At 69.5% G+C, this 23,472-nt stretch carries 12 protein-coding genes; 7 read left to right on the forward strand and 5 right to left on the reverse strand.

Annotated elements, in window-relative coordinates; translation table 11 throughout:
• Nucleotides 1-58 precede the first annotated feature (58 nt).
• Nucleotides 59-502 carry a Spy/CpxP family protein refolding chaperone gene (locus HV824_RS21110; RefSeq protein ID WP_255208209.1) on the reverse strand — a complete coding sequence of 148 codons (444 nt, stop codon included), beginning with the start codon at nt 500-502 and terminating at the stop codon, nt 59-61.
• A 228-nt stretch (nt 503-730) separates the two neighbouring features.
• On the opposite strand from HV824_RS21110, the gene dnaE reads away from it, so the two are divergent.
• The 3 genes from dnaE (at nt 731) to HV824_RS21125 (ending at nt 6,256) form a co-directional block, all read left to right on the forward strand.
• Complete coding sequence (gene dnaE, locus HV824_RS21115) at nt 731-4,288, forward strand: DNA polymerase III subunit alpha (protein WP_176416901.1); 3,558 nt, start codon at nt 731-733, stop codon at nt 4,286-4,288.
• A 21-nt stretch (nt 4,289-4,309) separates the two neighbouring features.
• A complete protein-coding gene (locus HV824_RS21120; RefSeq protein ID WP_176424066.1) occupies nt 4,310-5,137 on the forward strand; it encodes a crotonase/enoyl-CoA hydratase family protein in 828 nt (275 codons plus the stop codon).
• An 81-nt stretch (nt 5,138-5,218) separates the two neighbouring features.
• A complete protein-coding gene (locus tag HV824_RS21125; RefSeq protein ID WP_176424067.1) occupies nt 5,219-6,256 on the forward strand; it encodes a prephenate dehydrogenase/arogenate dehydrogenase family protein in 1,038 nt (345 codons plus the stop codon).
• Between the two features lie 18 nt (nt 6,257-6,274).
• Here HV824_RS21125 and HV824_RS21130 read toward each other — a convergent pair whose 3' ends face one another.
• Nucleotides 6,275-8,911: a U32 family peptidase gene (locus HV824_RS21130; RefSeq protein WP_176424068.1), complete on the reverse strand. Its 2,637-nt coding sequence runs from the start codon at nt 8,909-8,911 to the stop codon at nt 6,275-6,277.
• Nucleotides 8,912-9,029: 118 nt separating this feature from the next.
• On the opposite strand from HV824_RS21130, the gene HV824_RS21135 reads away from it, so the two are divergent.
• The 3 genes from HV824_RS21135 (at nt 9,030) to HV824_RS21145 (ending at nt 17,673) form a co-directional block, all read left to right on the forward strand.
• On the forward strand, nt 9,030-9,833 hold the full coding sequence (locus HV824_RS21135; protein ID WP_176424069.1) for an SDR family oxidoreductase: 804 nt from the start codon (nt 9,030-9,032) through the stop codon (nt 9,831-9,833).
• 166 nt (nt 9,834-9,999) lie between these two features.
• On the forward strand, nt 10,000-15,564 hold the full coding sequence (locus tag HV824_RS21140) for a lamin tail domain-containing protein (RefSeq protein WP_176424070.1): 5,565 nt from the start codon (nt 10,000-10,002) through the stop codon (nt 15,562-15,564).
• 156 nt (nt 15,565-15,720) lie between these two features.
• Nucleotides 15,721-17,673: a M3 family metallopeptidase gene (locus tag HV824_RS21145; protein ID WP_176416906.1), complete on the forward strand. Its 1,953-nt coding sequence runs from the start codon at nt 15,721-15,723 to the stop codon at nt 17,671-17,673.
• Nucleotides 17,674-17,688: 15 nt separating this feature from the next.
• On the opposite strand, the gene HV824_RS21150 is transcribed toward HV824_RS21145, so the two are convergent.
• Together HV824_RS21150 and HV824_RS21155 are read right to left on the reverse strand one after the other, a co-directional pair.
• Complete coding sequence (locus tag HV824_RS21150) at nt 17,689-18,759, reverse strand: hypothetical protein (RefSeq protein ID WP_176416907.1); 1,071 nt, start codon at nt 18,757-18,759, stop codon at nt 17,689-17,691.
• Nucleotides 18,760-18,909: 150 nt separating this feature from the next.
• Nucleotides 18,910-21,417 (reverse strand): glycogen/starch/alpha-glucan phosphorylase, encoded by a 2,508-nt coding sequence (locus tag HV824_RS21155; RefSeq protein ID WP_176416908.1) that lies wholly within the window; start codon nt 21,415-21,417, stop codon nt 18,910-18,912.
• 225 nt (nt 21,418-21,642) lie between these two features.
• Here HV824_RS21155 and HV824_RS21160 point away from each other — a divergent pair, with 225 nt between their 5' ends.
• Nucleotides 21,643-22,227 carry a DUF2378 family protein gene (locus tag HV824_RS21160; protein ID WP_176411584.1) on the forward strand — a complete coding sequence of 195 codons (585 nt, stop codon included), beginning with the start codon at nt 21,643-21,645 and terminating at the stop codon, nt 22,225-22,227.
• Between the two features lie 7 nt (nt 22,228-22,234).
• Here the strand turns inward: HV824_RS21160 and HV824_RS21165 are convergent, their stop codons facing one another.
• The gene (locus HV824_RS21165) at nt 22,235-23,413 is read right to left on the reverse strand and encodes a M23 family metallopeptidase (protein WP_176411585.1); all 1,179 of its coding nucleotides are present in this window, start codon (nt 23,411-23,413) and stop codon (nt 22,235-22,237) included.
• Between the last annotated feature and the right edge of the window lie 59 nt (nt 23,414-23,472).

The following is a 23,472-nucleotide window of genomic DNA, read 5'->3' on the forward strand; positions in this document are numbered from 1 at the left end:
CCCTTTCCCGCCGGCACACACACCACCTGTCCTGACGCCACGGTGGCGTGCGCGCGGGCTATGGGCCTACGTGCTGGCGGAACTGCTCGGCCAGCTCCTGGCGCTGCCGCGGCGTCAGCGTGCCGTGGACCTCCAGGGCGGCGTCTGTCGCCTGGTGAGCGAAGGCGCGCATGGCCTCGATGCGTGCGTCCACCAGGGCGTGGAGCTTCTGCCGGTCCGGCGTGTCCGAAGAGAGCTGTTGGAAGGCCTCCTCGCGCACCGCGCGGTGCTCCTTCATCATCTGCATCCCGTCGGAGAACAGGCGCTCCTTCACGGCGTGGATGGACTGGCGCTGGGACTCGGTGGCGTCCAGGGTGTCCAGCTTGTCGTCGAGCTTCCACGTCACCAGTTGCTTCACGCGCTCCGGGTCCTTGCCCCAGCGGGGGCCTCCCCGCAGCGCGAAGCCGCTGAGCAGGGCGACGGCGAGCATCGCGGAGCCGACGACGGCGAACCTTTTCATCATGGCTTTCTCTCCTGGGTGGAGCGCGGGATGGCTCCACGTGACGTCGCCACGACTCGCGGCGACGGAGAGCAATGTGCCGGCCCGCCATTGCAGGGGCTTGTACGAGGCGTGAAGAAGTATGAAGCCGCCCGTATGCTCACCGGGCCAGGAACAACACTGGACTGGCGAGCAGGGGAGCGGGGCTCTAGTGTTCGGCGGCCCCCCGGCCTCCAGGAGCGGAACGCGCTTATGTCCTTCACCCACCTCCACCTGCACACCCTCTACTCGCTCCTCGATGGGGCGATCCGGATGAAGGACCTCATCAAGACGGTGAAGGAGAAGGGGATGAGCAGCGTCGCCGTGACGGACCACGGCAACATGTTCGGCGCCATCGACTTCTACAAGAAGGCGAAGGACGCCGGCATCAAGCCGATTCTGGGCATGGAGGCCTACGTCGCCGGACCCAAGGGGCGTGAGGACCGCTCCGAGAAGGTCTCCCACCACCTCATCCTGGTGGCGAAGGACGCGGAGGGCTACGCCAACCTGCGCTACCTCTCCTCCACCGCGTACATGCACGGGTTCTACTACCACCCGCGCATCGACAAGAAGGTGCTCGCCGAGCACAGCAAGGGCCTCTTCGCGCTCACCGCGTGCCTGGGCGGTGAAGTCACCAGCGCGTGCTTCCGCGGCGACATGGACCACGCCCGGCGCGCGGCGCAGGAGTACAAGGACATCTTCGACCCGGGGCACTTCTTCCTGGAGGTGCAGTCCAACGGGATGCCGGAGCAGGACAAGGCGAACGAGAACCTCAAGCAGCTCTCGCGTGATTTGGACATCCCGCTGTGCGCCACCGCGGACGCGCACTACATCAAGCGCGAGGACGCGCGCGCCCACGAACTGCTCATGTGCATCGCCAGCGGCAAGACGCTGGCGGACGGCAAGCGCATGAAGCACTCCACGGACAAGCTCTACGTCACCAGCCCCACGGAGATGCTGGAGTTCTTCAAGGACATCCCCGAGGCGGTCCACAACACCCAGCGCATCGCTGAGCAGTGCAACCTGGAGCTCAAGCTGGGCAAGCCGATGCTGCCCACCTTCAAGGTGCCCGACAGCCACACGCCGGACAGCTTCATGGCGGAGCTGGCGTATGAGGGCCTGCGCGAGCGCTTCAAGGAGCTGGCGGCCACCGTCACCTATCCCATCGACCGCGAGCAGTACCAGGCGCGCCTGTCGCTGGAGCTGGGCGTCATCCAGAAGATGGGGTTCAGCGGCTACTTCCTCATCGTCCAGGACTTCATCAACTGGGCGAAGAAGATGAACATCCCGGTGGGCCCGGGCCGTGGCTCCGGCGCCGGCAGCCTGGTGGCCTACGCGCTGCGCATCACCGACGTGGACCCCATCCCGTACAACCTCCTGTTCGAGCGCTTCCTGAACCCGGAGCGCGTGTCGATGCCCGACTTCGATATCGACTTCTGCCAGGACCGCCGGGACGAGGTCATCCAGTACGTCGGCCGGAAGTACGGCGAGATGAACGTGGGGCAGATCATCACCTTCGGCTCGCTGAAGGCGAAGAGCGTGCTGCGCGACGTGTGCCGCGTGTTCGCGCTGCCCTTCAGTGAAGGTGACCGCATCGCGAAGCTGGTGCCGGAGGTGCTCAACATCACCTTGAAGGAGGCCATCGAGATGGAGCCTCGCCTCAAGGAGATGATGCAGACGCCCTCCAACCTCGGCGAGGTGGAAGGCAAGCCCGTCACCACCAAGGACGTGCTCGAAATCGCGCTCGCGCTGGAGGGCCTGCACCGCCAGCCCGGCATGCACGCCGCCGGCGTGGTGATTGCCGACAAGCCGCTCTGGGAGTTCGTGCCCGTCTACCAGCCGCCCGGTGAGAAGACGCTCATCACCCAGTTCGCCAAGGACGAGGTGGAGGCGGCCGGCCTGGTGAAGTTCGACTTCCTCGGGCTGAAGACGCTCACGGTGATTCAGCACGCGCTGAATCTGGTGAAGCGCAACCACGACAAGGACATCCCGCGGCACGAGATTCCGCTCAACGACGAGAAGACGTGGGAGTTGATGGCCAAGGGCGACACGGCCGGCGTCTTCCAGATGGAGTCCAGCGGCTTCACGGAAATGGTCGTGAAGCTCAAGCCGAACTGCTTTGAAGACGTCATCGCCGCCGGCGCGCTCTACCGCCCGGGTCCGCTGGACTCCGGCATGGTGGACGTCTTCATCAACCGCAAGCACGGCCGGGAGAAGGTGTCATACCCGCACCCCGCGCTGGAGCCGGTGCTCAAGGACACGTACGGCGTCATCGTGTACCAGGAGCAGGTGATGCAGATTTCGCAGGTCCTGGGTGGCTACACCCTGGGCCGCGCGGACCTGCTCCGCCGCGCAATGGGCAAGAAGAAGGCCGAGGTCATGCAGGCCGAGCGGGCCGGCTTCCTCGAGGGCTGCGCGAAGAACAACGTCGACCTCAAGGTCGCCGGTGAAATCTTCGACCTGATGGAGAAGTTCGCCGAGTACGGCTTCAACAAGAGCCACTCGGCGGCCTACGGCCTGGTCACCATCCACACGGCCTGGCTGAAGGCGCACTTCCCCTGCGAGTTCATGGCGGCCCTTCTCTCCAGCGAGAAGGACAACACGGACAAGGTGGTGAAGCACATCGGCGAGGCGCGCGAGTCGGGCCTCGAGGTGCTGCCGCCGGACGTGAATCAGTCCGACATGGAGTTCGGCGCGGTGAGCGGGAAGATTCGCTTCGGCCTGGGCGCCATCAAGGGCGTGGGCGAGGGCGCCATCGAGTCCATCCTGGAGGCGCGCAAGGACGGCCCCTTCAAGAGTCTGTTCGACTTCTGCGAGCGCGTGGACAGCCGCAAGGTGAACCGGAAGGTGATGGAGGCGCTGGTGAAGGCGGGGGCCTTCGACTTCGAGAAGCGCTCGCGCCGGCAGATTTTCGACACCATCGAGAAGGCGATGAACCGCGGCTCGGCCAGCCAGAAGGACAAGGCGGCCGGGCAGAGCTCGCTGTTCGGAATGCTGGCCGGCCCGTCCTCGGACGGCGGGGGCGGCGCGCTGAAGGACGACTACGTCGAGGTGGAGGACTGGTCGGAGAAGGAGCGGCTGTCGCTGGAGAAGGAGGCCATTGGCTTCTACGTGTCCGGCCATCCGCTGCACCAGTACGACAAGGAGCTGAAGCGCTACGCGCGGCCGATTACGGCGGTGCAGCGCGCGCGCAGGGACGACAAGCTCACGGTGGCGGGCATCGTCACGGTGCTGCGCGAGCGGCCCACGAAGACGGGCAAGCGCATGGCGTGGGTGACGATTGAGGACCTGTCCGGCTCCATCGAGCTGGTGTGCTTCCCGGGCAAGGACGGCACGCGCAACGTGATGGGCCGGGACGGCAAGTGGGCGAAGCAGGGCCCCAAGCCGGGCTTCGAGAATTGGGAGCACCTGCTCAAGTCGGACGACCCCATCCTGGTGTCCGGCACGGTGCAGATCAGCCAGCGTGACGAGGACTCGCCGACGCCGGAGCTCATCGTCGACGACATCCAGAGCCTCAAGGCGGTGCGTGAGAAGCGCACCAAGCGCCTGGAGCTGCGCGTGCCGGCGGACCTGCTCACGGAGGAGCGGGTGGCGAAGCTGCACGAGCTGGCGAAGAAGTACGCCGGCGCCACGCCCGTGGCGGTGAGCGTGCTCTTCAAGGGTGAGGGCGAGGCGCTCATCGGCAACACGTCCATCAAGGTGCAGGTGAATGACGACCTGCTCCTCGCGGTGGACCGCCTGTTCGGCATGCGGGTGGTGGAGTTCGGCTGACGTCTTGAATCGGAGGCCTGAATGGACGGGACCTACAAGTCGCTGCGCATCGAGAAGAACGAAGGCGTCGCCGAGCTGGTGCTCACCGGCCCCGGCAAGGGCAACGCCATGGGGCCCGACTTCTGGCGCGAGATGCCCGAGGCCATCCGCGCGCTGGATGCGGATGACGCCGTCCGCGTCATGCTGGTTCGCGGCGAGGGCAAGCACTTCACCTTCGGCCTGGACCTCATGGGGATGATGGAGTCCCTGGGGCCGCTGCTCACCGGTGAAGGCAACCTGGCCCTGGAGCGCTTGAAGCTGCTGTCGCTGATTGGCGACATGCAGCAGGCGACAGAGGGCCTGGCCCGCTGCCGCAAGCCCGTCATCGCCGCCGTGCACGGCTGGTGTATCGGCGGCGGGATGGACCTCATCGCCGCGTGTGACTTCCGGTACTGCTCCCAGGAGGCGAAGTTCTCCCTGCGCGAGGTGAAGGTAGGCATCGTCGCCGACCTGGGCGCGCTCCAGCGCCTGCCTCGCATCATCGGCGAGGGCCACACGCGCGAGCTGGCCTACACCGGCGGTGACGTGGACGCGGCGCGCGCGCTGCGCATGGGGCTGGTGAACGAGGTGTTCCCCACGCCGGAGGCCCTGCTGGAGGAGGCCCGGGCGACCGCGAAGCGCATCGCCGAGAATCCCCCGCTCGTTGTCCAAGGCGCCAAGCAGGTCATGGAGTACTGCGCGGACAAATCCATCGCGGATGGTCTGCGTTATGTGGCGGTGTGGAACTCCGCGTTCCTCCAATCCCATGACCTCGCCGAAGCCTTCTCCGCGTTCGCGGAACGCCGCCCCCCTCACTTCCAGGGGCGTTGAGCATCCACCCCGAGGGGCTTTCGTCCCCCGTGTCGCCGATGCGAGAGTTCCAGGGACACCTTGGATTCGGAGCCCGGTGACATGACGGAGAGCATCGCGCTGCTGGGGTACGGCCGCTTTGGCCGTGCCCTGTCTGGCCTCCTGCTGGAAGCGGGCCTCCGGCATCGGGTGTACGAGCCGAGCCAGGACGACGTGCCCGCGGCACTGAGGGCATTGACGCTGGCCCAGGCTGTTGAAGGCGCCGGGCTGGTGGTGCTTGCCATGCCCGTGTCCGCCATGCGCTCGGTGCTGGAGGCGCTTCGGCCGCACCTGTCGCCAACGCAGACGGTGCTCGACGTCGGCAGCGTCAAGGTGAGGCCCGTGCAGGTGCTCGCCTCGGTGCTGGGGCGGGACATCCCCTGGGCAGGCACGCATCCGCTGTTCGGCCCGGCCAGTCTGGCCAGGGGCGACCTGCCGCGCCGCACGGTGGTGTGCCCGAATGAGCTGCACCCGGAGGCCGTGCGCAAGGCCCGGGCGCTGTTCGAGCGCATCGGCTGCGAGGTGACGGAGCTGTCGCCGGATGCGCACGACGCGCTGATGGCGCGCACGCATGTGCTCACCTTCTTCCTGGCCCACGGGCTGCTCAAGGCAGAGGCTGGGAAGGACCTGCCCTTCGCGCCGCCCAGCTTCCAGCCGGTGGCCCGCCTGGAGGAGTACGCGCGGCTGGAGGTGCCCCACCTCTTCGGCGTCGTGCAGTCGGAGAACCCCTACGCGCGGGACGCGCGGGTGCGGCTGCTGGATGCCCTCACGCAGCTCCACCTGGGCTGTGATTCAGGGCGCTCGGGTACGCCGGAGCCTGTCGCCGCGCCGCCTGGGCTGACGGAAGTCCGGGAGCGCGTGGACGCGTTGGACCAGGAGTTGGTGCAGCTCCTGAATCGTCGCGCTCAGCTCATCCAGCAAGCCGCCCACCTGAAGTCCGAGCACGGACTGCCGCTGCCCGACGCGGAGCGCGAGGCGAGCCTGCTGGAGACCCGGCGCCAGTGGGCCGAGGCGCAGGGGCTGGACGCGGACGCCACGGAAGACGTGTTCCGGGCTGTCCTGCGCTTCTCACGCCGCGCAGTGCCCACGGGCTCCCGCTGAGCGCGGTCGCCTTCAGCGTCAGCGCTGCACGGTGGAGCTGGGGTTGAGCACCTTCATCGTGCCCTTCGTCACACCGAACTGCTCGTGGACCGCCGCGCGGCGCACTGCCTCGGCGGGGGAGATTCGGCCCGCCAGCAGCTCCTGGTACGCGGAGAGCACGCGCGAAGCCTCCTCGCGAGACTCGCGCACGAACTCCACCCGGAAGCGCCGCACGCCCCGCGCGAGCAGCGACGGCACCAGCGACGCCGCGCTCTGCGCCTGCGCGTTGAACACCGTGTTCCTGCACCCCACGTCCACCACCACCGGGTGCTCCAGCCCCTTGTGGTCCCTCAGGGACACGCGGTGCTTCTCGCACGGCCGGCCACAGCTCCGGTAGTCACGCCCGTGAGACAGCGTGTGGGAATACACGCAGTGCTCGGTGTGGAACGTGGAGATGTGGTGGTGCACCGTCACCGTGAAGCGCTCCGCGGGCAGGTGCTCCAGCATGGCCCCGAGCTGCACCGCGTCCAGGTCATGCGCGAACGTCAGCGTGTCCAGCCCGAGCCCCAGCAGGTGCAGCGCCGTCACGGAGTTGGTGACGTTGAGCGAGAAGTCCGCGTGCAGGGCAGGGCGCGTCTCCCCGGGCGCGGGAGGCCGCTCCAGGAAGTGCATCATCGCGCCCCAGTGCCGCACCAGCACCGCGTCCGGCTTCAGCTTCGCGATGCGCGCGTCGTAGCCTTCCTCGCCCGGCTTCTGCACGCGCACCGTGGCAATCGTCACGCGCAGCCCCGCCGCGCGCGCACGCTCCACCGCGCGCTGCAGGCCCACCAGCTCCATCCAGTCCAGCTCCACCTCGGGGAGCCCCGCGGCAATCACCGCTTCGAGCTGCTCGTCCGTGCGGCACAGCGGCAGCAAGCGCACGTCCTCCACCGCCTGGGGTGCTGGTTTCACGCGCTCACGCAGCGACGCGCGCAGGGACTCCAGCGTGGAGCCTTCGTTCACGGTCCGCACCGGACCGCGCGCCACGGCTTCCGACAGCGCCGCCACCAGCCGGCGACGCAGCGCCTTCAGCTCCGACACCGGCAGATGCAGCCCCGCCGCCAGCCCGGACGTCTCCAGGCCTGTCAGCGTGAAGGGCGTCCCGCCCAGCGCCGCCAGCTTGTCTCGCAGCAGGGCTTCGTCGATGCCACCCGCGCGCGCCTCGGCCAGCGCCACCTCGCTGGACACCGTGGAGACGTGTCCACCACGCGCCCGGCCCAGCACCGTGAGCGGCGAACCCGCGGCGCCTGTCACCGTGAGCTCCAAGGGCACGCGGCCTTCGGGCTCGCCGCGCCCCAGCAGCTCCTCCGTGCGCTTCGCCAGGGACGGGTCGCTCGTCATCCAGACGCGCTGGCCCGGCCTCACCCGGCCCATGTCCGGACCGGGATTGCCGAAGCCCAGCACCCAGCCGCGACCCTTGCGCTCCACGCGGAACAGCGGGCCGCCGGGCTCGTGCTTGTCCTCGGGGTGCCCGTCGTCGAACACCACGCCCATGCCGGGGCGGGGCGACACCTCGGCCGCCACCGGTGTCTCCGTCTCCAGCGGAGCGGACACCTTGCCCACGGGCGCAGCCGCGCGCGCCTGCGCGTCGTCCTGGCCCAGCCCGCCCGTCCACGGACGCCCCTCCACGTCGTCCACCACGCGCACGTCGCGGCCGTGCACGGACTCCACGCGGCCCAGGTACGCGCCCCGGTGCTTCGGGAAGCGCCCCTCCACCAGCGTCTGGTGGTCCGAGCCCGCGAAGAAGCCGTGCGAGAAGCCCCGGCTGTACGACAGCGTCATGTCCGCCAGGTCCTTGCGCAGCGCGCCCGTGTCCGGCGTCCCCGCGGACACGCCGTCCACCCAGCGCCGGTAGCCCTGCACCGCCGTGGCGACGTACTGCGGCCCCTTCTGCCGGCCTTCAATCTTCAGCGAGTGGACGCCAATCTCCACGAGCCGCGGCACCGCCATGACCCCCGCGAGGTCCTTGGGGCTGAGCAGGTACTGCACGTCCCCCAGCTCCCGCGTCTGGCCATCCACCACCAAATCGTACGGAAGCCGGCACGACTGCGCGCACTGGCCGCGGTTGGCGGAGCGTCCGCCCCACGCCTCGCTGGTGAGGCACTGGCCGCTCCACGACATGCAGAGCGCGCCGTGGATGAAGACCTCCAGCTCCACGTCCGTCTCCGACGCCAGCCGGCGAATCTCCGCCACGGACAGCTCGCGCGGCACCACCACGCGCGTGGCGCCCAGGCCCTTGGCGAAGCGCGCGCCCTCCGCGCTCGAAATCGTCATCTGCGTGGAGGCATGGACCTCCATTTGTGGACACACCGCGCGCGCCACCAGCGCAATCGCGGGGTCCTGGACGATGAGCGCGTCCACGCCGGCTTCAGCGATGCGGCGCAGGATGTCCTCCACCACCGGGAGCTCGGGCTCGAAGACCAGGGTGTTCAGCGTCAGATAGGCGCGAGCCCCGGCGCGGTGCACGAGCGCCAGCGTCCCGGGCAGCGTGGCGAGCGAGAAGTTCTCCGCGCGGGCGCGTGCGTTGAACCCTTCGTCCAGCCCGAAATAGATGGCGTCCGCGCCACTGGCGAGCGCGGCCTTCATCGAGTCGAGGTCCCCTGCGGGGGCGAGGATTTCGGGGCGGCGGCGGGTCATGGCGCGACCTCTAACATACGGACCCCGGTTCCGCTGTCGGCCCGGCGAACGTCATGGACGCAGTGCGGCGGGTTTGTTCAAGTCCCCGCTCGGTTGCTTCCACAGGAGACGGGTCCAAATGGCTGATGGCGTGTTCCGGGACGGGCTGCTCGCGGGCAAGGTGGCGTTCATTTCTGGCGGCAGCAGTGGCATCAACCTCGGCATCGCCGAGGCCTTCGTGAAGGCGGGCGCCAAGGTGGCCATCAACGGCCGCAACGTGGAGAAGCTCGAGGCCGCGGTGAAGGGGCTTCAGGCGCACGGCACCGCCATGGGCGTGGCCGCCGACGTCCGGGACTTCGCCGCGGTGGAGAAGGCGCTCCAGACGGTGTGCGAGGCCTACGGTGAGCTGGACGTCGTCGTGTGCGGCGCCGCTGGCAACTTCCCCGCGCCCGCGCTGGGCATGTCCTCCAACGGCTTCAAGGCCGTCATGGACATCGACGTGCTGGGCACCTTCAACATCAGCCGCGCCGCCTTCGAGCACCTGCGCAAGCCGGGCGCGTCCCTCATCAACATCTCCGCGCCCCAGGCCTATCTCCCAATGGCCATGCAGGCCCACGTCTGCGCCGCCAAGGCCGGCGTGGACATGCTCACCCGCGTGCTGGCCATCGAGTGGGGCGGCTCCGGCGTGCGCGTCAACTCGATTACCCCCGGCCCCATCGACGACACGGAGGGCATGCGCCGGCTGGCCCCCAGCGACGAGGGCCGCGACAAGCTCGCCCAGGCCCTGCCGCTCCAGCGCTTCGGGAAGAAGCAGGACATCGCCCAGCTCGCGCTCTTCCTGGCGTCGGAAGGCTCGTCCTACATCACCGGCTCCATCATGGTCTGCGACGGCGGCCAGTCCCTGCTGGGCGGCGGCGCGCTCATGGCCGCGCTCGGCATGTAGCGGGCCGCGCCTGGCGGGACATGGGTCACGACAGCCCCGCGGGTTCCACCCGGGATGCAAAGCTCTGGTGGGGGTCTACGTGGTGAAGGGACTTGTCTGGTAGAAGGCACTGGGACCTCGCGAGTGCTCTCTTCCGTGCGGGGTCCGTTCGTTCCCGGAGCCGCTCATGTCCCGTTGTCCTCTCGCGCTCACCCGGTTGCTGGGGTTGGGCGTGCTGTGCCTCGGCGTTGTGCTGGTGGGGTGTGGTGACAGCGCCACGCCGCCGTTCCCTCCGCCAGCGAAGTCCCTGCCCGACGCGGCGCTCTCCACGGTGCAGGTGGACCGGGTGGAGCAGGTGATGGCGGACGGAGTGGACGCGGTCACCATCACCGTGACGGTGCGGCAGAAGGACGGCTCGCCCATGGAGGGCCGCGCGGTGCGGGTGGAGGTCTCCGGCGACGGGAACACCGTGACGCAGCCGGCGGACCGGACGAACGCCCAGGGCGTGGCGACCGCGTCCGTGGTGTCCACGCGAGGCGGCTCGAAGCGGGTGACGGCCTCGGTGGATGCCGAGGGCGGCGCGGTGGTGCTGGGCTCGCGTCCCGTCGTCGGCTTCACCGTACCGCGGGCCTCTCGGCTGGCCTTCGCGGCGTCCTCGCTGGCGGCCCGAGCCGGTGCACCCATGGGTGGACTGGACGTCGAGTTCCGGGACGCCGACGGCCGCCGGGTTCCGTCCATCACCGGCGAGGTGACGCTCTCGCTGGCCGCTGGCCCGGGTGGGGCCTCCCTGGGAGGCACGCTCCGGGCTCAGGCCGTGGACGGCGTCGCCCGCTTCCAGGAAGTGGTGCTGACGCGCGCGGGCCTGGGCTATCAGCTCAAGGCCGAGGCCACCGGCGTCGAGGGCGCCGTCAGTCCTTCGTTCGACGTGACGCCAGCAGCCGCCGCCACCGTCGAGGTGACGGGGCTGCCGCCAAACGCCATCGCGGGCTCCTCGCACGATGCGGAGGTGACGGTGCGTGACGCGTTCGGCAACGTCGCCAGTGGCTATCGCGGCACGCTGAGCGTGCAGTCCTCTGACGCCACGGCCACGCTGCCGGGCGGGCACATCTTCACGGAGGCGGACGCGGGCCGCTTCCGCTTCACGGGCATCACCCTCCGGCGGGCGGGCACCCAGCGGGTCGACGTGCAGGACGCCGCGCAGGCGGGCCTGGCGGGGCGCCAGGACGTGCGCGTCACGGCGGACCGGACCGCGGCGCTGGCCTTCGCGCGCGTGCCCTCGCATGCGTCCGTGCGCGCCGCGCTGACCGCGGTGGAGGTGGTGCTCCAGGATGCGCACGGCAACCGGACGCCCGTGGGCGCGCCTTCGGTGACGCTGTCCCTGGTGCCGGCGGGCGGCGTGCCGTTGCGCGGTGTCACCGAGGTGGCGCCCGTGGAGGGGCTGGCGTCCTTCTCCAGCGTGCATGTGGAGACGGAGGGCCGCTACCAGCTCCAGGCCACCGCGGAGGGACTGACGCCCGCCACGAGCACGGACCTCGACATCGTCGATAACGTGTTCCCCGCCATCCCTGTCCTCGCCGCGACCGCGGCCACGCCCGACAGCGTCACGGTGTCCTGGACGGCCGTGGGTGATGACGGCGACCAGGGGCGGGCCGCGTCGCATGCGCTGCATTACTCGCTGAACCCCATTGAGACGGACGCGGACTTCAACCAGGCGACGCCGGTGGGCGGCCTGGGCGAGCCCGCGGAGGCTGGCACGCAGGAGGCCGCCGTCCTCACGGGACTTCAGCCTGGCACGAACTACCATGTGGCGTTGCGCGTGGCGGACAACCAGGGCAACGCGGTCCGCTCCGCCAGCTTGATGGTGCAGACGCAGGTGCAGGGCGTCGCGCGGCTCGTCTTCTCCCAGCAGCCCGTGGATGGTGACGCGGGGGACACGCAGCCGGACCTCCGCGTCTCGCTGCTGGATGACGACGGACAGGTCGTCACCACGGCCACGTCGCCAGTGACGCTCTCGCTGGAGGATGTGCCCGGCTTCACGCCGTTGCAGGTGGCGGCGGTCGCGGGCGTGGCGACCTTCTCCGGCGTGGTGGTGGAGCAGGCGGGAACGCACCGCTTCATCGCGTCGGCCACGGGGCTGAACCCGGAGCCCAGCGACACGTTCACCATTGAGCCGGGCGACGCCGTCCGACTGGCGCTCACGGGCCTGGTCTCACCGGTGGAGGCGGGCGCCGAGGGCAGTGTGGTGGTGACGGCTCATGACGCCTTCGACAACGTGGCGACGGGCTACACCGGCGCGGTGCGCTTCACGTCCACCGACGCCGAGGCGGAGCTGCCGGGCGACTACACGTTCACCTCGGCGGATGCGGGGCAGCGGACCTTCAGCGGCGTGACGCTGCTGACTGCGGGAGCCCAGAGCGTCACCGTGGAGGACACGGCGCAGCCGGAGCTGACCGACACGCTCGAGGTGGAGGTGAGCACGGGGGCTGCCGCTGAGTTGACGCTGAGCGCGCTCCCCTCGGAGGTGGCGGCTGGCGAGGCGCAGAGCCTCACTGTCACCGCGCGAGATGGCTTCGGCAACCTCGTCACGGGCTACACCGGCACGGTGCACTTCGAGTCGGATGACCCGGAGGCGGCGCTGCCCGCGGACTACACCTTCGTTCCCGGGCAGGACGCGGGGCAGCACACGTTCTCGGTGACGCTGGTGACCTCTGGGGCGCGCTCGGTGACGGTGCGGGATGCGGGCAACGCGGGGCTGACGGCGACGGTGAGCACCCAGGTCCTGTCTGGCCCCGCTGTGCAGTTGACGGTGCAACTGGACTCCGCGACGACCCTCGCGGGCGAGCCCGTGGCGGCCACCGTGTCGGTGCGGGATGCACACGGCAACCTCGCCTCGGGTTACCAGGGCACCGTCCACTTCGAGGTTCCGGGGGACGCCCAGGCCACCGTGCCTTCGGACTACACCTTCACCGAGTCGGACGCTGGCCAGCGCCTCTTCAATGTGACGTTCGCCGCGGTGGGCAGCGGTCAGCTCGTCGTCACGGACACCCTGACGGCGACGCTGACGGGGATGGACTCCGTGACGGTGCAGCCTGGACTCCTCGCGGCGTTGTCCGTCGTGGGGCCGACGGAGCCCAGTGTCGCGGGCGAGCCCCAGTCCTTCACCGTCTCCGCGCAGGACCGCTTCGGCAACGTGCTGACGGCGTACGAGGGGACGGTGGAGCCCACGTCGACGGACCCGGAAGCCGCGCCGCTGTCGACGTACACGTACACCGAGGCGGACCAGGGCGTGCACACCTTCACCATCACCTTTGAAACGGCGGGTGCGCAGTCGGTGACGTTCACGGACGGCGATGCCGCGGTGGCCGACACGTATGACTTCACCGTGGAGGCGGGCGAGCCCGTGCAGCTCGTGTTCGTCGCTCCTCCGGAGCCGGGCACCGTCCTGGCGCCGCTGTCCGAGACGCGGGTGGCGCTGCAGGATGGGTTCGGCAATGTGTCGAATGTCACGGCGCCGTCGGTGACGCTCCAGTTGGTGGGCGCGCCGGGGGTGACGCTGGGCGGCACCTTGACGGTGGCGCCGGTGGCGGGCGTGGCCGTCTTCACCGACCTCACGGTGGACCAGGCGGGCAGCTTCGTCCTCTCCGCGACCACGGAGAGCCCGGCGCTGCCCTCCGTCGATACGATGGTCACCATCACCGACGATGTCGCGCCCGCCGAGCCCGTGTTGAGCGCCAGCCTGGTGGACAACACGACGGTCCGCCTGACGTGGCTGGCCACGGGAGACAACGGCGTCGTGGGCAACGCCGCCCGCTACGAGCTGCGCTACAGCGCCGGGCCCATGGACGCGCAGAGCTTCGCGCTGGCCAGCGAGGTGCCCACGGCGGCGCCACGGGCGCCGGGGCAGGCGGAGGAAGTGATTCACGCCCTGCCGCCGTCCCAGGCTGCTACCGGATACTTCGGGCTCCGCGTCTTCGACGGCGCGAACAACGGCAGCACCGTGGCGTTCGTCTCCATCGAGGTGCCGGGGCCCTGCGGCGATGTCGTCTGCACGCCGCGCGCGCCGGAGTGTGATGAGGATGGCGTGCAGCGTGTCACCTACGCGGAGGCGTGCGTGGTGACGGCGGGCCTGGCGGAGTGCGAGTACACGCCCACCTCGGAGCTCTGTCCGGGCCAGGACGGCGTCTGCTTCGAGGGCACCTGTGCCACGGCGCCCGCGCCCGCGGCGGGTGAGTTGGTCATCAGCGAGGTGATGCACCGCCCGGATGCGAACACCACCGAATACATCGAGCTGACCAGCACCGTCGACGGACCGAGGGACGTCGCGAACCTGCGCATCCGCTTCGACGATGGCGCGGGCGGCGAGACGGACTTCAGCGTGCTGACGACCGGTGACCGGCCGCTCATCGTTTCGGGGCGAGGCACCTTCGTCCTCGCGAACAACACGGAGGTGGCCACCAACGGCGGCGTGGCGGCCCAGTACGGCTACGGGAGCACGCTCTTCGAGCTTGGCCATTCGGGGCACCTCTTCGTCGAGATGGGCGCTACCGTGGTGGATGACGTGGCGTACTCGGCTTCCTTCCCGCAGACGACGGGGCGCTCGATGAACCTGTCGTCCGTGGTGGTGGGGACGCGGGCCAGCCAGCACGCCTGGTACTGGTGTGATTCAGAGGCGCCGCTTTCGGGCGGCGGACAGGGCACGCCGGGCGGCGCCAACGCGTCCTGCGGCGTGGAGCTCACCGGCCCGGTGGACTACTGCGCCATCCAGTATCCGAAGTCCTTCGCCACGCCCATCCAGGCGGGCCACGCGGAGGCCGTCTACAGCCAGTTCTACGAGCCCCAGGTGAGCACCCGGAACACGAACGGCAACGACGGCTTCCCGCACCTGGTGGCGGAGCTGGGCTATGGAGCCGACGCGGCCTCACCGGAGTCGTGGACGTGGGTGCCGGCGCAGCCGAACGCGGGGTACGCCACGCCGGGCAACAACGATGAGCTGGTGGCTCCGCTGAACATCGAGGCGCCGGGCAGCTACATCTACGGCTTCCGCTACCGCTTCACGCAAGGGCCCGAGTCGGCTCAGGCGTGGGTGTACTGCGACCAGGACGGCGTCGTCGCGGAGGCGAGCACGGGCAACTACGGCACGGTGACGGTGGTGTCGCCGCCCCCCGTGGCCAACCACGTCGTCATCAGCGAGGTGAGCGGCGGCAACGGAACCGGGACCGCGGCGACCGATGAGTTCATCGAGCTCTACAACCCGACGGACACCGACGTGGACCTCAGCGACTGGCAGGTGCAGTACAAGTCCGCGACAGGGCCCGCTTACGCCGGCACCGTCACCATTCCCGCCGGGACTGTCATCCGCGCCCATGGGTACTTCCTCCTGGGGGGCAGCAACTACAGCGGTTCCGTGGCGCGGGACCTGGCCTATTCGTTCGACGCCTCGGCCTCCACGACGGGTGGAGGTCACATCCGCATCGGGCCTGGCCTGACCACCAACGTCAATGACGTGGCGGTGGACAAGGTGGCGTGGGGCACCGGGAACTCGCCAGAAGGCACCTCGGCGCCCTCTCACCCTGCGACGGGCGGCAGCCTGGAGCGGAAGGCCCTGGACACCTCGACCGTCGCCACCATGGCGGAGGGCGGCGCTGACGCGTCTTTCGGCAACGGCTGGGACTCTGACGACAACGGCGCGGACTTCGTGCAACGGGCCGTCCGTCAGCCACAGAACTCACTGAGCCCGACGGAACGGCCGTAGCCGGGCTGGGAGCACCGCGTGTCTCACGGAGGCCGCCGGGCGTGCATGCGCCGGGCGGCCTCTTGTATTTCCGCCGCCAATCCCTGCTGCTCCCCGGCGTCCGGCGCATTACCTTTGCGGCCGTACCTTCGCCGTCACCACGTCCAGGAGCAGACTGTGTCAGAGAGCCAAGTCCCCGACGCCGCCCGCCTCGTCACCTGTCCGCCGGCCGAATTCACGCGCGCCGGTGAGGAGGCCATGGCCGCCGCCCGAGCGGGAATCGCCCAGCTCAAGGCCCTCCGTCCCCCCTACATTACGCGCGAGGTGCTGGAGCTCTACGACGAGGCCACGGCCGCGCTCGACGACGCCGGAGCCCGCGCCAGCGTCGCCCGCCATGCGCACCCGGACGCCGCCATGCGCGAGGCCGCTGAGGCCGCCGAGCAGGCCCTGGAGACGCTCGGCAACGACATCCGCATGGACCGGGGCGTCTATGACGTGCTGGCCGCGCTGGATTTGTCCGGCGAGGACGCCGCCACGCGCAAGTGGATGGAGAAGGTGCTGCGCGAGTTCCGCCGCGCGGGCGTGGACCGGGATGACGCCACCCGCGCCCGGGTGAAGGCGCTCCAGGAGGAGCTGGTCCGCATCGGCCAGGAGTTCAGCCGCAACATCCGCCAGGACACGCGCACGGAGGCGCTGGCGCCGTCCGCGCTGGAGGGCCTGCCCGATGACTACGTGCGCGCCCACCCGCCCGGGCCGGACGGCAAGGTGCGCATCACCACGGACTACCCGGACATCGTCCCCTTCATGACGTACTCGCGGGATGCCCAGGCCCGCGAGCAGCTGTGGCGCGTCTTCCGCCAGCGCGGCCACCCCGCCAACGCGGACGTCCTGCACCGCATGGTGTCCCGCCGGAACGAGCTGGCCACGCTGCTGGGCTACCGGAGCTGGGCGGCCTACGCGACTGAGGACAAGATGATTCGGGACGAGCGGGCCGCCTCGGACTTCATCGAGAAGATCGCCGCCGCGTCCGGCGCGCGCATGGAGCGCGACTACGCCACGCTGCTGGAGCGCAAGCGCCGTGACGTCCCCGGCGCCGAGCGCGTCAACCCGTGGGACCAGGCGTACCTGGAGGACCGCGTGAAGGCGGAGCAGTACGCCTTCGACTCGCAGGTGGTGCGGCCCTACTACGAGTACACGCGCGTGAAGCAGGGCGTGCTCGACCTGACGGCGCGCCTGTTCGGCGTCACCTACCGCCGCGTCGCGGACGCGCCGGTGTGGCACCCGGACGTGGAGGCCTACGACGTGTTCGAGGGCACCACGCTGCGCGGGCGCTTCTACCTGGACATGCACCCGCGCGACGACAAGTACAAGCACGCCGCCCAGTTCACGCTGACCAGCGGGAAGTCGGGCCGGCGGCTGCCGGAAGGGGTGTTGGTCTGCAACTTCCCCCGTCCCGGCGCGGAGCCCGCGCTGCTCCAGCACAGCGACGTGGAGACCTTCTTCCACGAGTTCGGCCACCTGCTGCACCACATCTTCGGCGGCCACACGCGCTGGGCGGGCGTGTCCGGCGTGCGCACGGAGTGGGACTTCGTGGAGGCGCCGTCGCAGATGCTGGAGGAGTGGGCGCGTGACACCGCCAGCCTCCAGACCTTCGCCCGGCACCACCAGACGAACGAGCCCATCCCCGCGGACGTGGTGGAGCGCATGCGCCGCGCGGAGGAGTTCGGCAAGGGGCTGTGGGTGCGCCAGCAGATGTTCTACGCGGCGCTCAGCCTGGAGCTGTACCGGCGCAAGCCGGAGGGCGTGGACACGGTGTCGCTCGTGCGCGAGCTCCAGGGGAAGTTCACGCCCTTCCCGTACGTGGAGGGCACCTACTTCCACCTCTCCTTCGGCCACCTCGACGGGTACTCCTCCAACTACTACACGTACATGTGGTCGCTCGTCATCGCGAAGGACCTGTTCACGGTGTTCCAGCAGAAGGGGCTGCTGGCCCCGGAGCCCGCCCAGGCCTACCGGCGCGCGGTGCTGGAGCCGGGTGGCTCCGACGACGCGGCCCGGCTGGTGAATGCCTTCCTGGGGCGCGACTACGACTTCCGCGCCTACGAGGAGTGGCTCAACCAGGCGGCGTGACGCCCCGTCCGCGCTTCAGTTGCGCCCCCACTGCCGGGGGCGCGTGAAGCGGAAGAGGCCACTGGCCTCCTCCTGGGCGATGACGTCCGCCTCGGTGCCGAAGTAGCGGGCGCGCACCTCCTGGAGCCGGGCCTCCAGCGCATCGCCGGAGAGCGTCCGTGCCAGCGCTGTACGCTCCGCCATGTACCGGAGGCCCGCCTCCCAGCGGGCCTCCCGCGTCTGGTCCAGCGCGTCCCAGCGCCGCAGCGCTTCGTCATCGAGCCCCAGTTCCTGGCGCACGGCCCACAAGCTGCGCGCGCGCTCGGCCGGTGTCATGCCCGTCAGCTCGCGCTGGACGGAGGGAAGCGCCAGGAAGCGGTTCATCGCCTCCTGCGGATGCCGGGCGAGCTGCGCGGGTGCCCCGTCTCCGTAGACCTCCCCCAGCCGCGCCTTGTAGGCAGCCAGCTTCTCCGGGAGGGGCAGGTCCTGCCTCGCGTCAATCACCTGGAGCGCGTCCACCAGCGCCTGGTGCTTCAACTCCGATGCCCAGAGGCGCTGCGCCGTCTCCTTCCCGAAGAGCCGGTTGCGCGCATCCCAGACGGCGGCACGCCGCTGCTTCGAGTCCAACCCTCGCAGGTAGGCGTCGTTGTCCTTCACCCACTTCTCGTAGTCCAGACGGTCGCGCAGCAGGGCGGCCAGCGCTTCGTGCTGACTGGGAAAGGCTTTGCGAAGGAAGGTCTGGAGTTCTTCTCGCCACCGGTCCGGCGAGCGCGTCTGGAAATACCGCATGAGCTGCTCCAGCATCCGGAGCTGGACGGACGGTTCATGCAGCCGCGAGCCGAAGCGCTCGAGCAGTGAGAGGCGCAGCACCTCCCACTCCACGTCCAGGGACTCCGCCGCTGGGGCGGCTGCGTTGACGGCGCCTGGCATGGGCGGACGGCTCGCCGGGGGGGCCCCGGGGGCAGGAAGGCCGCGGCCCTGGGCACTCGCGGTGCCAGGGGCGGGAGGCGCGCCAGACGTCTGTCCCATGGGGATGAGTCGCCATCCCACGAGCAGGCCCAGGATGGCGGCGCTCGTCCCCAGCACTCGGTTGGCTTGCAGGCTCATGCCGCCGGGTCCTCGGACGTGGCGGCTCCCATGCCAATCGCCCTCCGGTGCCTTGCGTGGAACTGGACGCATGGGGCGTTCGCTGAAGCGCAGTGGCGCCGCCAGCGCACTGCCGGCCGGCATCGTCACCGGCCGGAAGGGGACGCGTGGCTACGGCTCCACCGGCGTCTGCTGGATGCGCCAGATCTCCTCGGCGTACTGCTTGATGGTCCGGTCCGAGGAGAAGATGCCGCCGCGCGCCACGTTGATGATGCACTTGCGCGCCCAGCCGTCCGCGTCCTTGTAGGCCTGCGCGACCTCCTCCTGCTTCGCCATGTAGGACGGGAAGTCCGCCAGCATGAGGTAGCGGTCCTCCTCCAGGAGGCTGTCCACCAGCGGCTTGAAGAGGTGCTTGTCCTCCGGGGAGAAGAAGCCAGTGGAGATGAGGTCCAGCGCCTCGCGCAGCTCCTGGTGCTGGCTGTACACGTCGCGCGGGCGGTAGCCCTCACGCTTGCGGGCAATCACCTCGTCCGCGGTGAGGCCGAAGAGGAAGAAGTTCTCATCACCCACCGCGTCGCGAATCTCCACGTTGGCGCCGTCCAGCGTGCCCAGCGTCAGCGCGCCGTTGAGCATCAGCTTCATGTTGCCGGTGCCGGACGCCTCCATGCCCGCGGTGGAGATCTGCTCGGACACGTCGGCGGCGGGGATGATGCGCTCGGCCAGGCTCACCCGGTAGTTGGGGGCGAACACCACCTGCAGGCCCGTGGTGCCCGCGTCACTGTTCACCACCTCGGCGATGCCGTTGATGAGCCGGATGGTCAGCTTCGCCAGGTGGTAGCCCGGCGCCGCCTTGGCGCCGAAGATGAACGCCCGCGGGTGGATGATGGTGGAAGGGTCCCTGCGCGCCTTCATCCACAGCGCGACGATGTGCAGCGCGTTGAGGAGCTGGCGCTTGTACTCGTGCAGGCGCTTGATTTGGACGTCGAAGATGGCGTCCGGATTGAGCTGCACCCAGCGCAAGTCCCGGATGTGCCGGGCCAGGTCCTCCTTGTTGGCGCGCTTCACGTCGCGGAAGGCCTTGCGGAACTCCGGGTCCTCCGCGTGCGCCTCCAGCTTCGTGAGCTTGTCCAGGTCCGTGGCCCAGCCCTCGCCGATGCGGGACGTAATCAGCTTGGACAGGCGGGGGTTGCACCACGCCAGCCAGCGGCGCGGCGTCACGCCGTTCGTCTTGTTGTTGAACCGCTCCGGGTTCATGGCCGCGAAGTCCGTCAGCACGTCCCGGCGCAGCAGGTCGGTGTGCAGCGCGGCCACGCCGTTGACGCTGTGGCTGCCGACGACGGCGAGGTGGGCCATGCGAATCTTCTTCTCGGCCCCTTCCTCCACCAGGCTCATCCGCTGCATCTTCTCCTGGTCGTACGGGTAGCGAATCTGCACCTGCCGCAGGAAGCGCGTGTTGATTTCGTAGATGATTTCCAGGTGGCGGGGCAGCAGCCGCTCGAAGAGCGTCGCCGGCCACCGCTCCATCGCCTCGGCCAGCAGCGTGTGGTTGGTGTAGCCGAACGTCTCCTGGGTAATCGTCCACGCCTCGTCCCAGAGCAGGCGCCTCTCATCCACCAGCACGCGCATCAGCTCCGCCACGCCAATGGCCGGGTGCGTGTCGTTGAGCTGGATGGCCGCCTTGCGGGAGAAGTCCCGGAAGTCGGTGTGGTTCTTCAGGTAGCGCCGGACGATGTCCGCGATGGAGCACGCGACGAAGAAGTACTGCTGCTTGAGCCGCAGCTCCTTGCCGGCCTGGAACGCGTCGTTGGGGTAGAGGACCTTGGAGATGACCTCCGAGTCGTTCTTCTCCACCACGGAGCGCTCGTAGTCGCCCGCGTTGAACAGCAGCAGGTCAAACTCCTCGGAGGCCCGCGCCTGCCACAGCCGCAGCGTGTTGACGGTGTTGTTGTGGTACCCGGCGATGGGCGTGTCATACGGCACGCCCACCACCGTCTTGCCGCCCACCCAGCGCGCCACGGGGCGGCCATCCGGCCCCTGGTGGTGCTCCACACGCCCGAAGAAGCGCACCGGCACCGCCTTCTCCGGCCGGACGATTTCCCACGGGTTGCCGAACTTGAGCCACTCGTCGGCGCGCTCCACCTGGTACCCGTCGACGATGTCCTGCGTGAAGATGCCGAACTCGTAGCGGATGCCGTACCCCATGCCGGGGTAGGCCAGCGTGGCCAGCGACTCCATGAAACACGCGGCCAGGCGGCCCAGACCGCCGTTGCCCAGGCCCGCGTCCGGCTCCATCTCCAGCAAGTTGGTGAGGTCCACCCCCACCTCCTGCATGGACTCGGCCGCCGCTTCGTACATCCCCAGGTTCAGCAGGTTGTTTCCCAGGGCCCGACCCAGCAGGTACTCCGCGGACAGGTAGTAGGCGCGCTTGACGTCCTTTTCATAGTACGTGCGCGACGTCTTCACCCACCGGTCCGCCAGCCTGTCCCGCACCGCGAGCGACAGCGCCATGAAGCGGTCATGCGGGGTGGAGGACTCGTAGTTCTTTCCGCGCGAATAGCGCACGTGGTCGAGGAAGGAACGGCGCAGGCTGGCCGCGTCGTGCCCGACGCGCCCGCTGTCGTCGGTCTGGGCCGGCTGGGCGGGGCGGGGCTGCTGGGAGGCGGAGGCAGGAGGGGCCATGTCGCTGGGTATCTCTGGACGTAGATGCTGCGGGTTCAGGGCTTCGCGGGCCCCGGGCTTTCCCGGGTACGCGAAGGTGCGTCAGGCTAGCGCAGCCGTGTCTCGCATCGCACCGGTAAAGCGCGGCTTTGCCCCCTGGGACAGCTCACCTGGAAGGGCGGCGGACTGCCTGCCGGTGGATGGCGCGCCAACCCGGAGACGGATTGATGTAGAAATCAATCCGCCATGGGTTTTCCGAAGAACGACCTCGAACAACGGCTGGCCATCATCCGCCCCGAAGACACGGTGCGCGGGCTCGTCTTCAACGCGGTGTTCAACCTGACGGAGAAGAAGCTGGGCGCGGACGCGGCCACGCGGCTGCGTGAGCCCTTCTTCAAGCGCTCCCCGGTGGACTTCTTCTCCTATCCGGCCGCGGACGCCCTGCGCCTCCTGTACGCGACGTCGGAGGCGCTCACGCCCGTCTACGGCTCCATGGAGGACGCGGTGCGGGCCTGCGGCGCGGCGGCCGTCACGCACTTCTTCCAGTCCACGGTGGGGCAGACGCTCAACCGGCTCATCGGCAAGGGCGACCCCAAGCGGCTCCTCTCCCACGCGCCCACCGCGTACTCGACGCTGGTGAACTACGGCCGGCGTGAGTTCGCCGTGCTGGGAGACCAGCAGGTGCGCCTGGCCTTCCACGGGGACATGCAGCCGGTGCAGTACCACGAGGGCGTCTTGCAGGAGGCGCTGAGCGTCGTCGGCTGCAAGAGCCGGGTGGTGGGCACGCCTCGCGGCGTGACGGGCGCCGACTACGTCATCACCTGGGAGTAGGCCCGCGTCACGGCATGGCCGCGGCTTGCCCGGCGACGGCGGCCATGGACACGGCCTCCATCTGCCCCGTCAGCGCCTGCGCCCTGGCGAGGAAGTCCGGCAGCAGCTCCTTGGGCAGCGGGTCCGCGCGGGGGTACTGCTGGTTGAGCGGGTTGGTGTACCGGCCGTTGCGCTTGAGGCCGAAGTGCAGGTGCGGCCCGGTGGAGCGGCCGGTGTTGCCGGAGTACGCGATGACCTGCTTCTGCCGCACGCGGGCGCCCGCGCGGACGCCTTCTCCGAAGCGCGACAGGTGCATGTACTGCGTCTCGAAGCCGTTGGCGTGGCGGATGACGACCATGTTGCCGGCGGCGCCCGCGTAGCCCGCCTGCGTCACCGTGCCGTCCGCCACCGCCCACACCGGGGTGCCAATGGGGGTGCCGTAGTCCACGCCGTTGTGGGCCTTGAGGTACTTGAGCACCGGGTGGAAGCGCGAGCCGAAGCGGCTGGTGACGTTGGCGTACTTCAGCGGCGTCTTGAGGAAGGTCTTCTTCGCGCTGGCGCCCTCCTCGTTGAAGTAGTTGGGCTGCCCGTCCGGGAGCACGTAGCGGTACACCTTCTTTTGGCCCACCAGGCCGCCCGTGTACGTCGCCGCCAGCACGTCGCCGTAGCGCAGCAGGCGGCCCTTGGAGACGAACTTCTCCACCAGCGCGCGCGCCGTGTCGCCCTTGCGCACGTCCCGGTAGAAGTCGATGTCCCAGGCGAACACGTCCGCCAGCACCATGCCGATGGCCGGGTCCTCTCCGGCGTCCATCGCCGCCTCGTACAGTGACGACTGGATTTCCAGCGCCACCACGGCGACCTGCTTCTCCACCTCGATGGCGCGCTTGCTGCCCACGTACTTCTCGCCGTCGCGGCGGACCTGCCACTCGTCCACCATGCTCTGGCGGTAGTCGAAGAAGTCCAGCTCCCCGTCGCGCATGACGAGCCGCAGCTGGTCACCCACGCGCGACTTGCGGAAGTCGAACACGCCCTCCAGCGCGGAGATGACGGCGGCCACCTGCGCGTCCGGGAGCTTCGCGTCGTGCAGCGCCTGCGCGAGCGTCTGGCGCGGCTCGATACGGCGGTTCTTGATGACGTAACGGACGGCGGCTTCGGACGTCGAAGCCAGCAGCGCGGCGGCCAGGCAGAGCAGGGGAGCGATTCTCATGGGACGGCGGCCGAGTGTAGTGGACACCCTGGCGCTCGCCCAGCGGAGGGCCGGGAAAT

Origin of the sequence: Myxococcus sp. AM009, from assembly GCF_013372605.1 — a bacterium.
GTDB lineage: Bacteria > Myxococcota > Myxococcia > Myxococcales > Myxococcaceae > Myxococcus > Myxococcus vastator.

What these genes read in the sequence shown, in the direction of transcription:
- HV824_RS21150 (WP_176416907.1), bottom strand. Translation starts at nt 18,759, where the DNA reads ATGAGCCTGCAAGCCAACCGAGTGCTGGGGACGAGCGCCGCCATCCTG.
- HV824_RS21120 (WP_176424066.1), top strand. Translation starts at nt 4,310, where the DNA reads ATGGACGGGACCTACAAGTCGCTGCGCATCGAGAAGAACGAAGGCGTC.
- HV824_RS21110 (WP_255208209.1), bottom strand. Translation starts at nt 502, where the DNA reads ATGATGAAAAGGTTCGCCGTCGTCGGCTCCGCGATGCTCGCCGTCGCC.
- HV824_RS21140 (WP_176424070.1), top strand. Translation starts at nt 10,000, where the DNA reads ATGTCCCGTTGTCCTCTCGCGCTCACCCGGTTGCTGGGGTTGGGCGTG.
- HV824_RS21165 (WP_176411585.1), bottom strand. Translation starts at nt 23,413, where the DNA reads ATGAGAATCGCTCCCCTGCTCTGCCTGGCCGCCGCGCTGCTGGCTTCG.
- HV824_RS21155 (WP_176416908.1), bottom strand. Translation starts at nt 21,417, where the DNA reads ATGGCCCCTCCTGCCTCCGCCTCCCAGCAGCCCCGCCCCGCCCAGCCG.
- HV824_RS21135 (WP_176424069.1), top strand. Translation starts at nt 9,030, where the DNA reads ATGGCTGATGGCGTGTTCCGGGACGGGCTGCTCGCGGGCAAGGTGGCG.
- HV824_RS21125 (WP_176424067.1), top strand. Translation starts at nt 5,219, where the DNA reads ATGACGGAGAGCATCGCGCTGCTGGGGTACGGCCGCTTTGGCCGTGCC.
- dnaE (WP_176416901.1), top strand. Translation starts at nt 731, where the DNA reads ATGTCCTTCACCCACCTCCACCTGCACACCCTCTACTCGCTCCTCGAT.
- HV824_RS21130 (WP_176424068.1), bottom strand. Translation starts at nt 8,911, where the DNA reads ATGACCCGCCGCCGCCCCGAAATCCTCGCCCCCGCAGGGGACCTCGAC.
- HV824_RS21160 (WP_176411584.1), top strand. Translation starts at nt 21,643, where the DNA reads ATGGGTTTTCCGAAGAACGACCTCGAACAACGGCTGGCCATCATCCGC.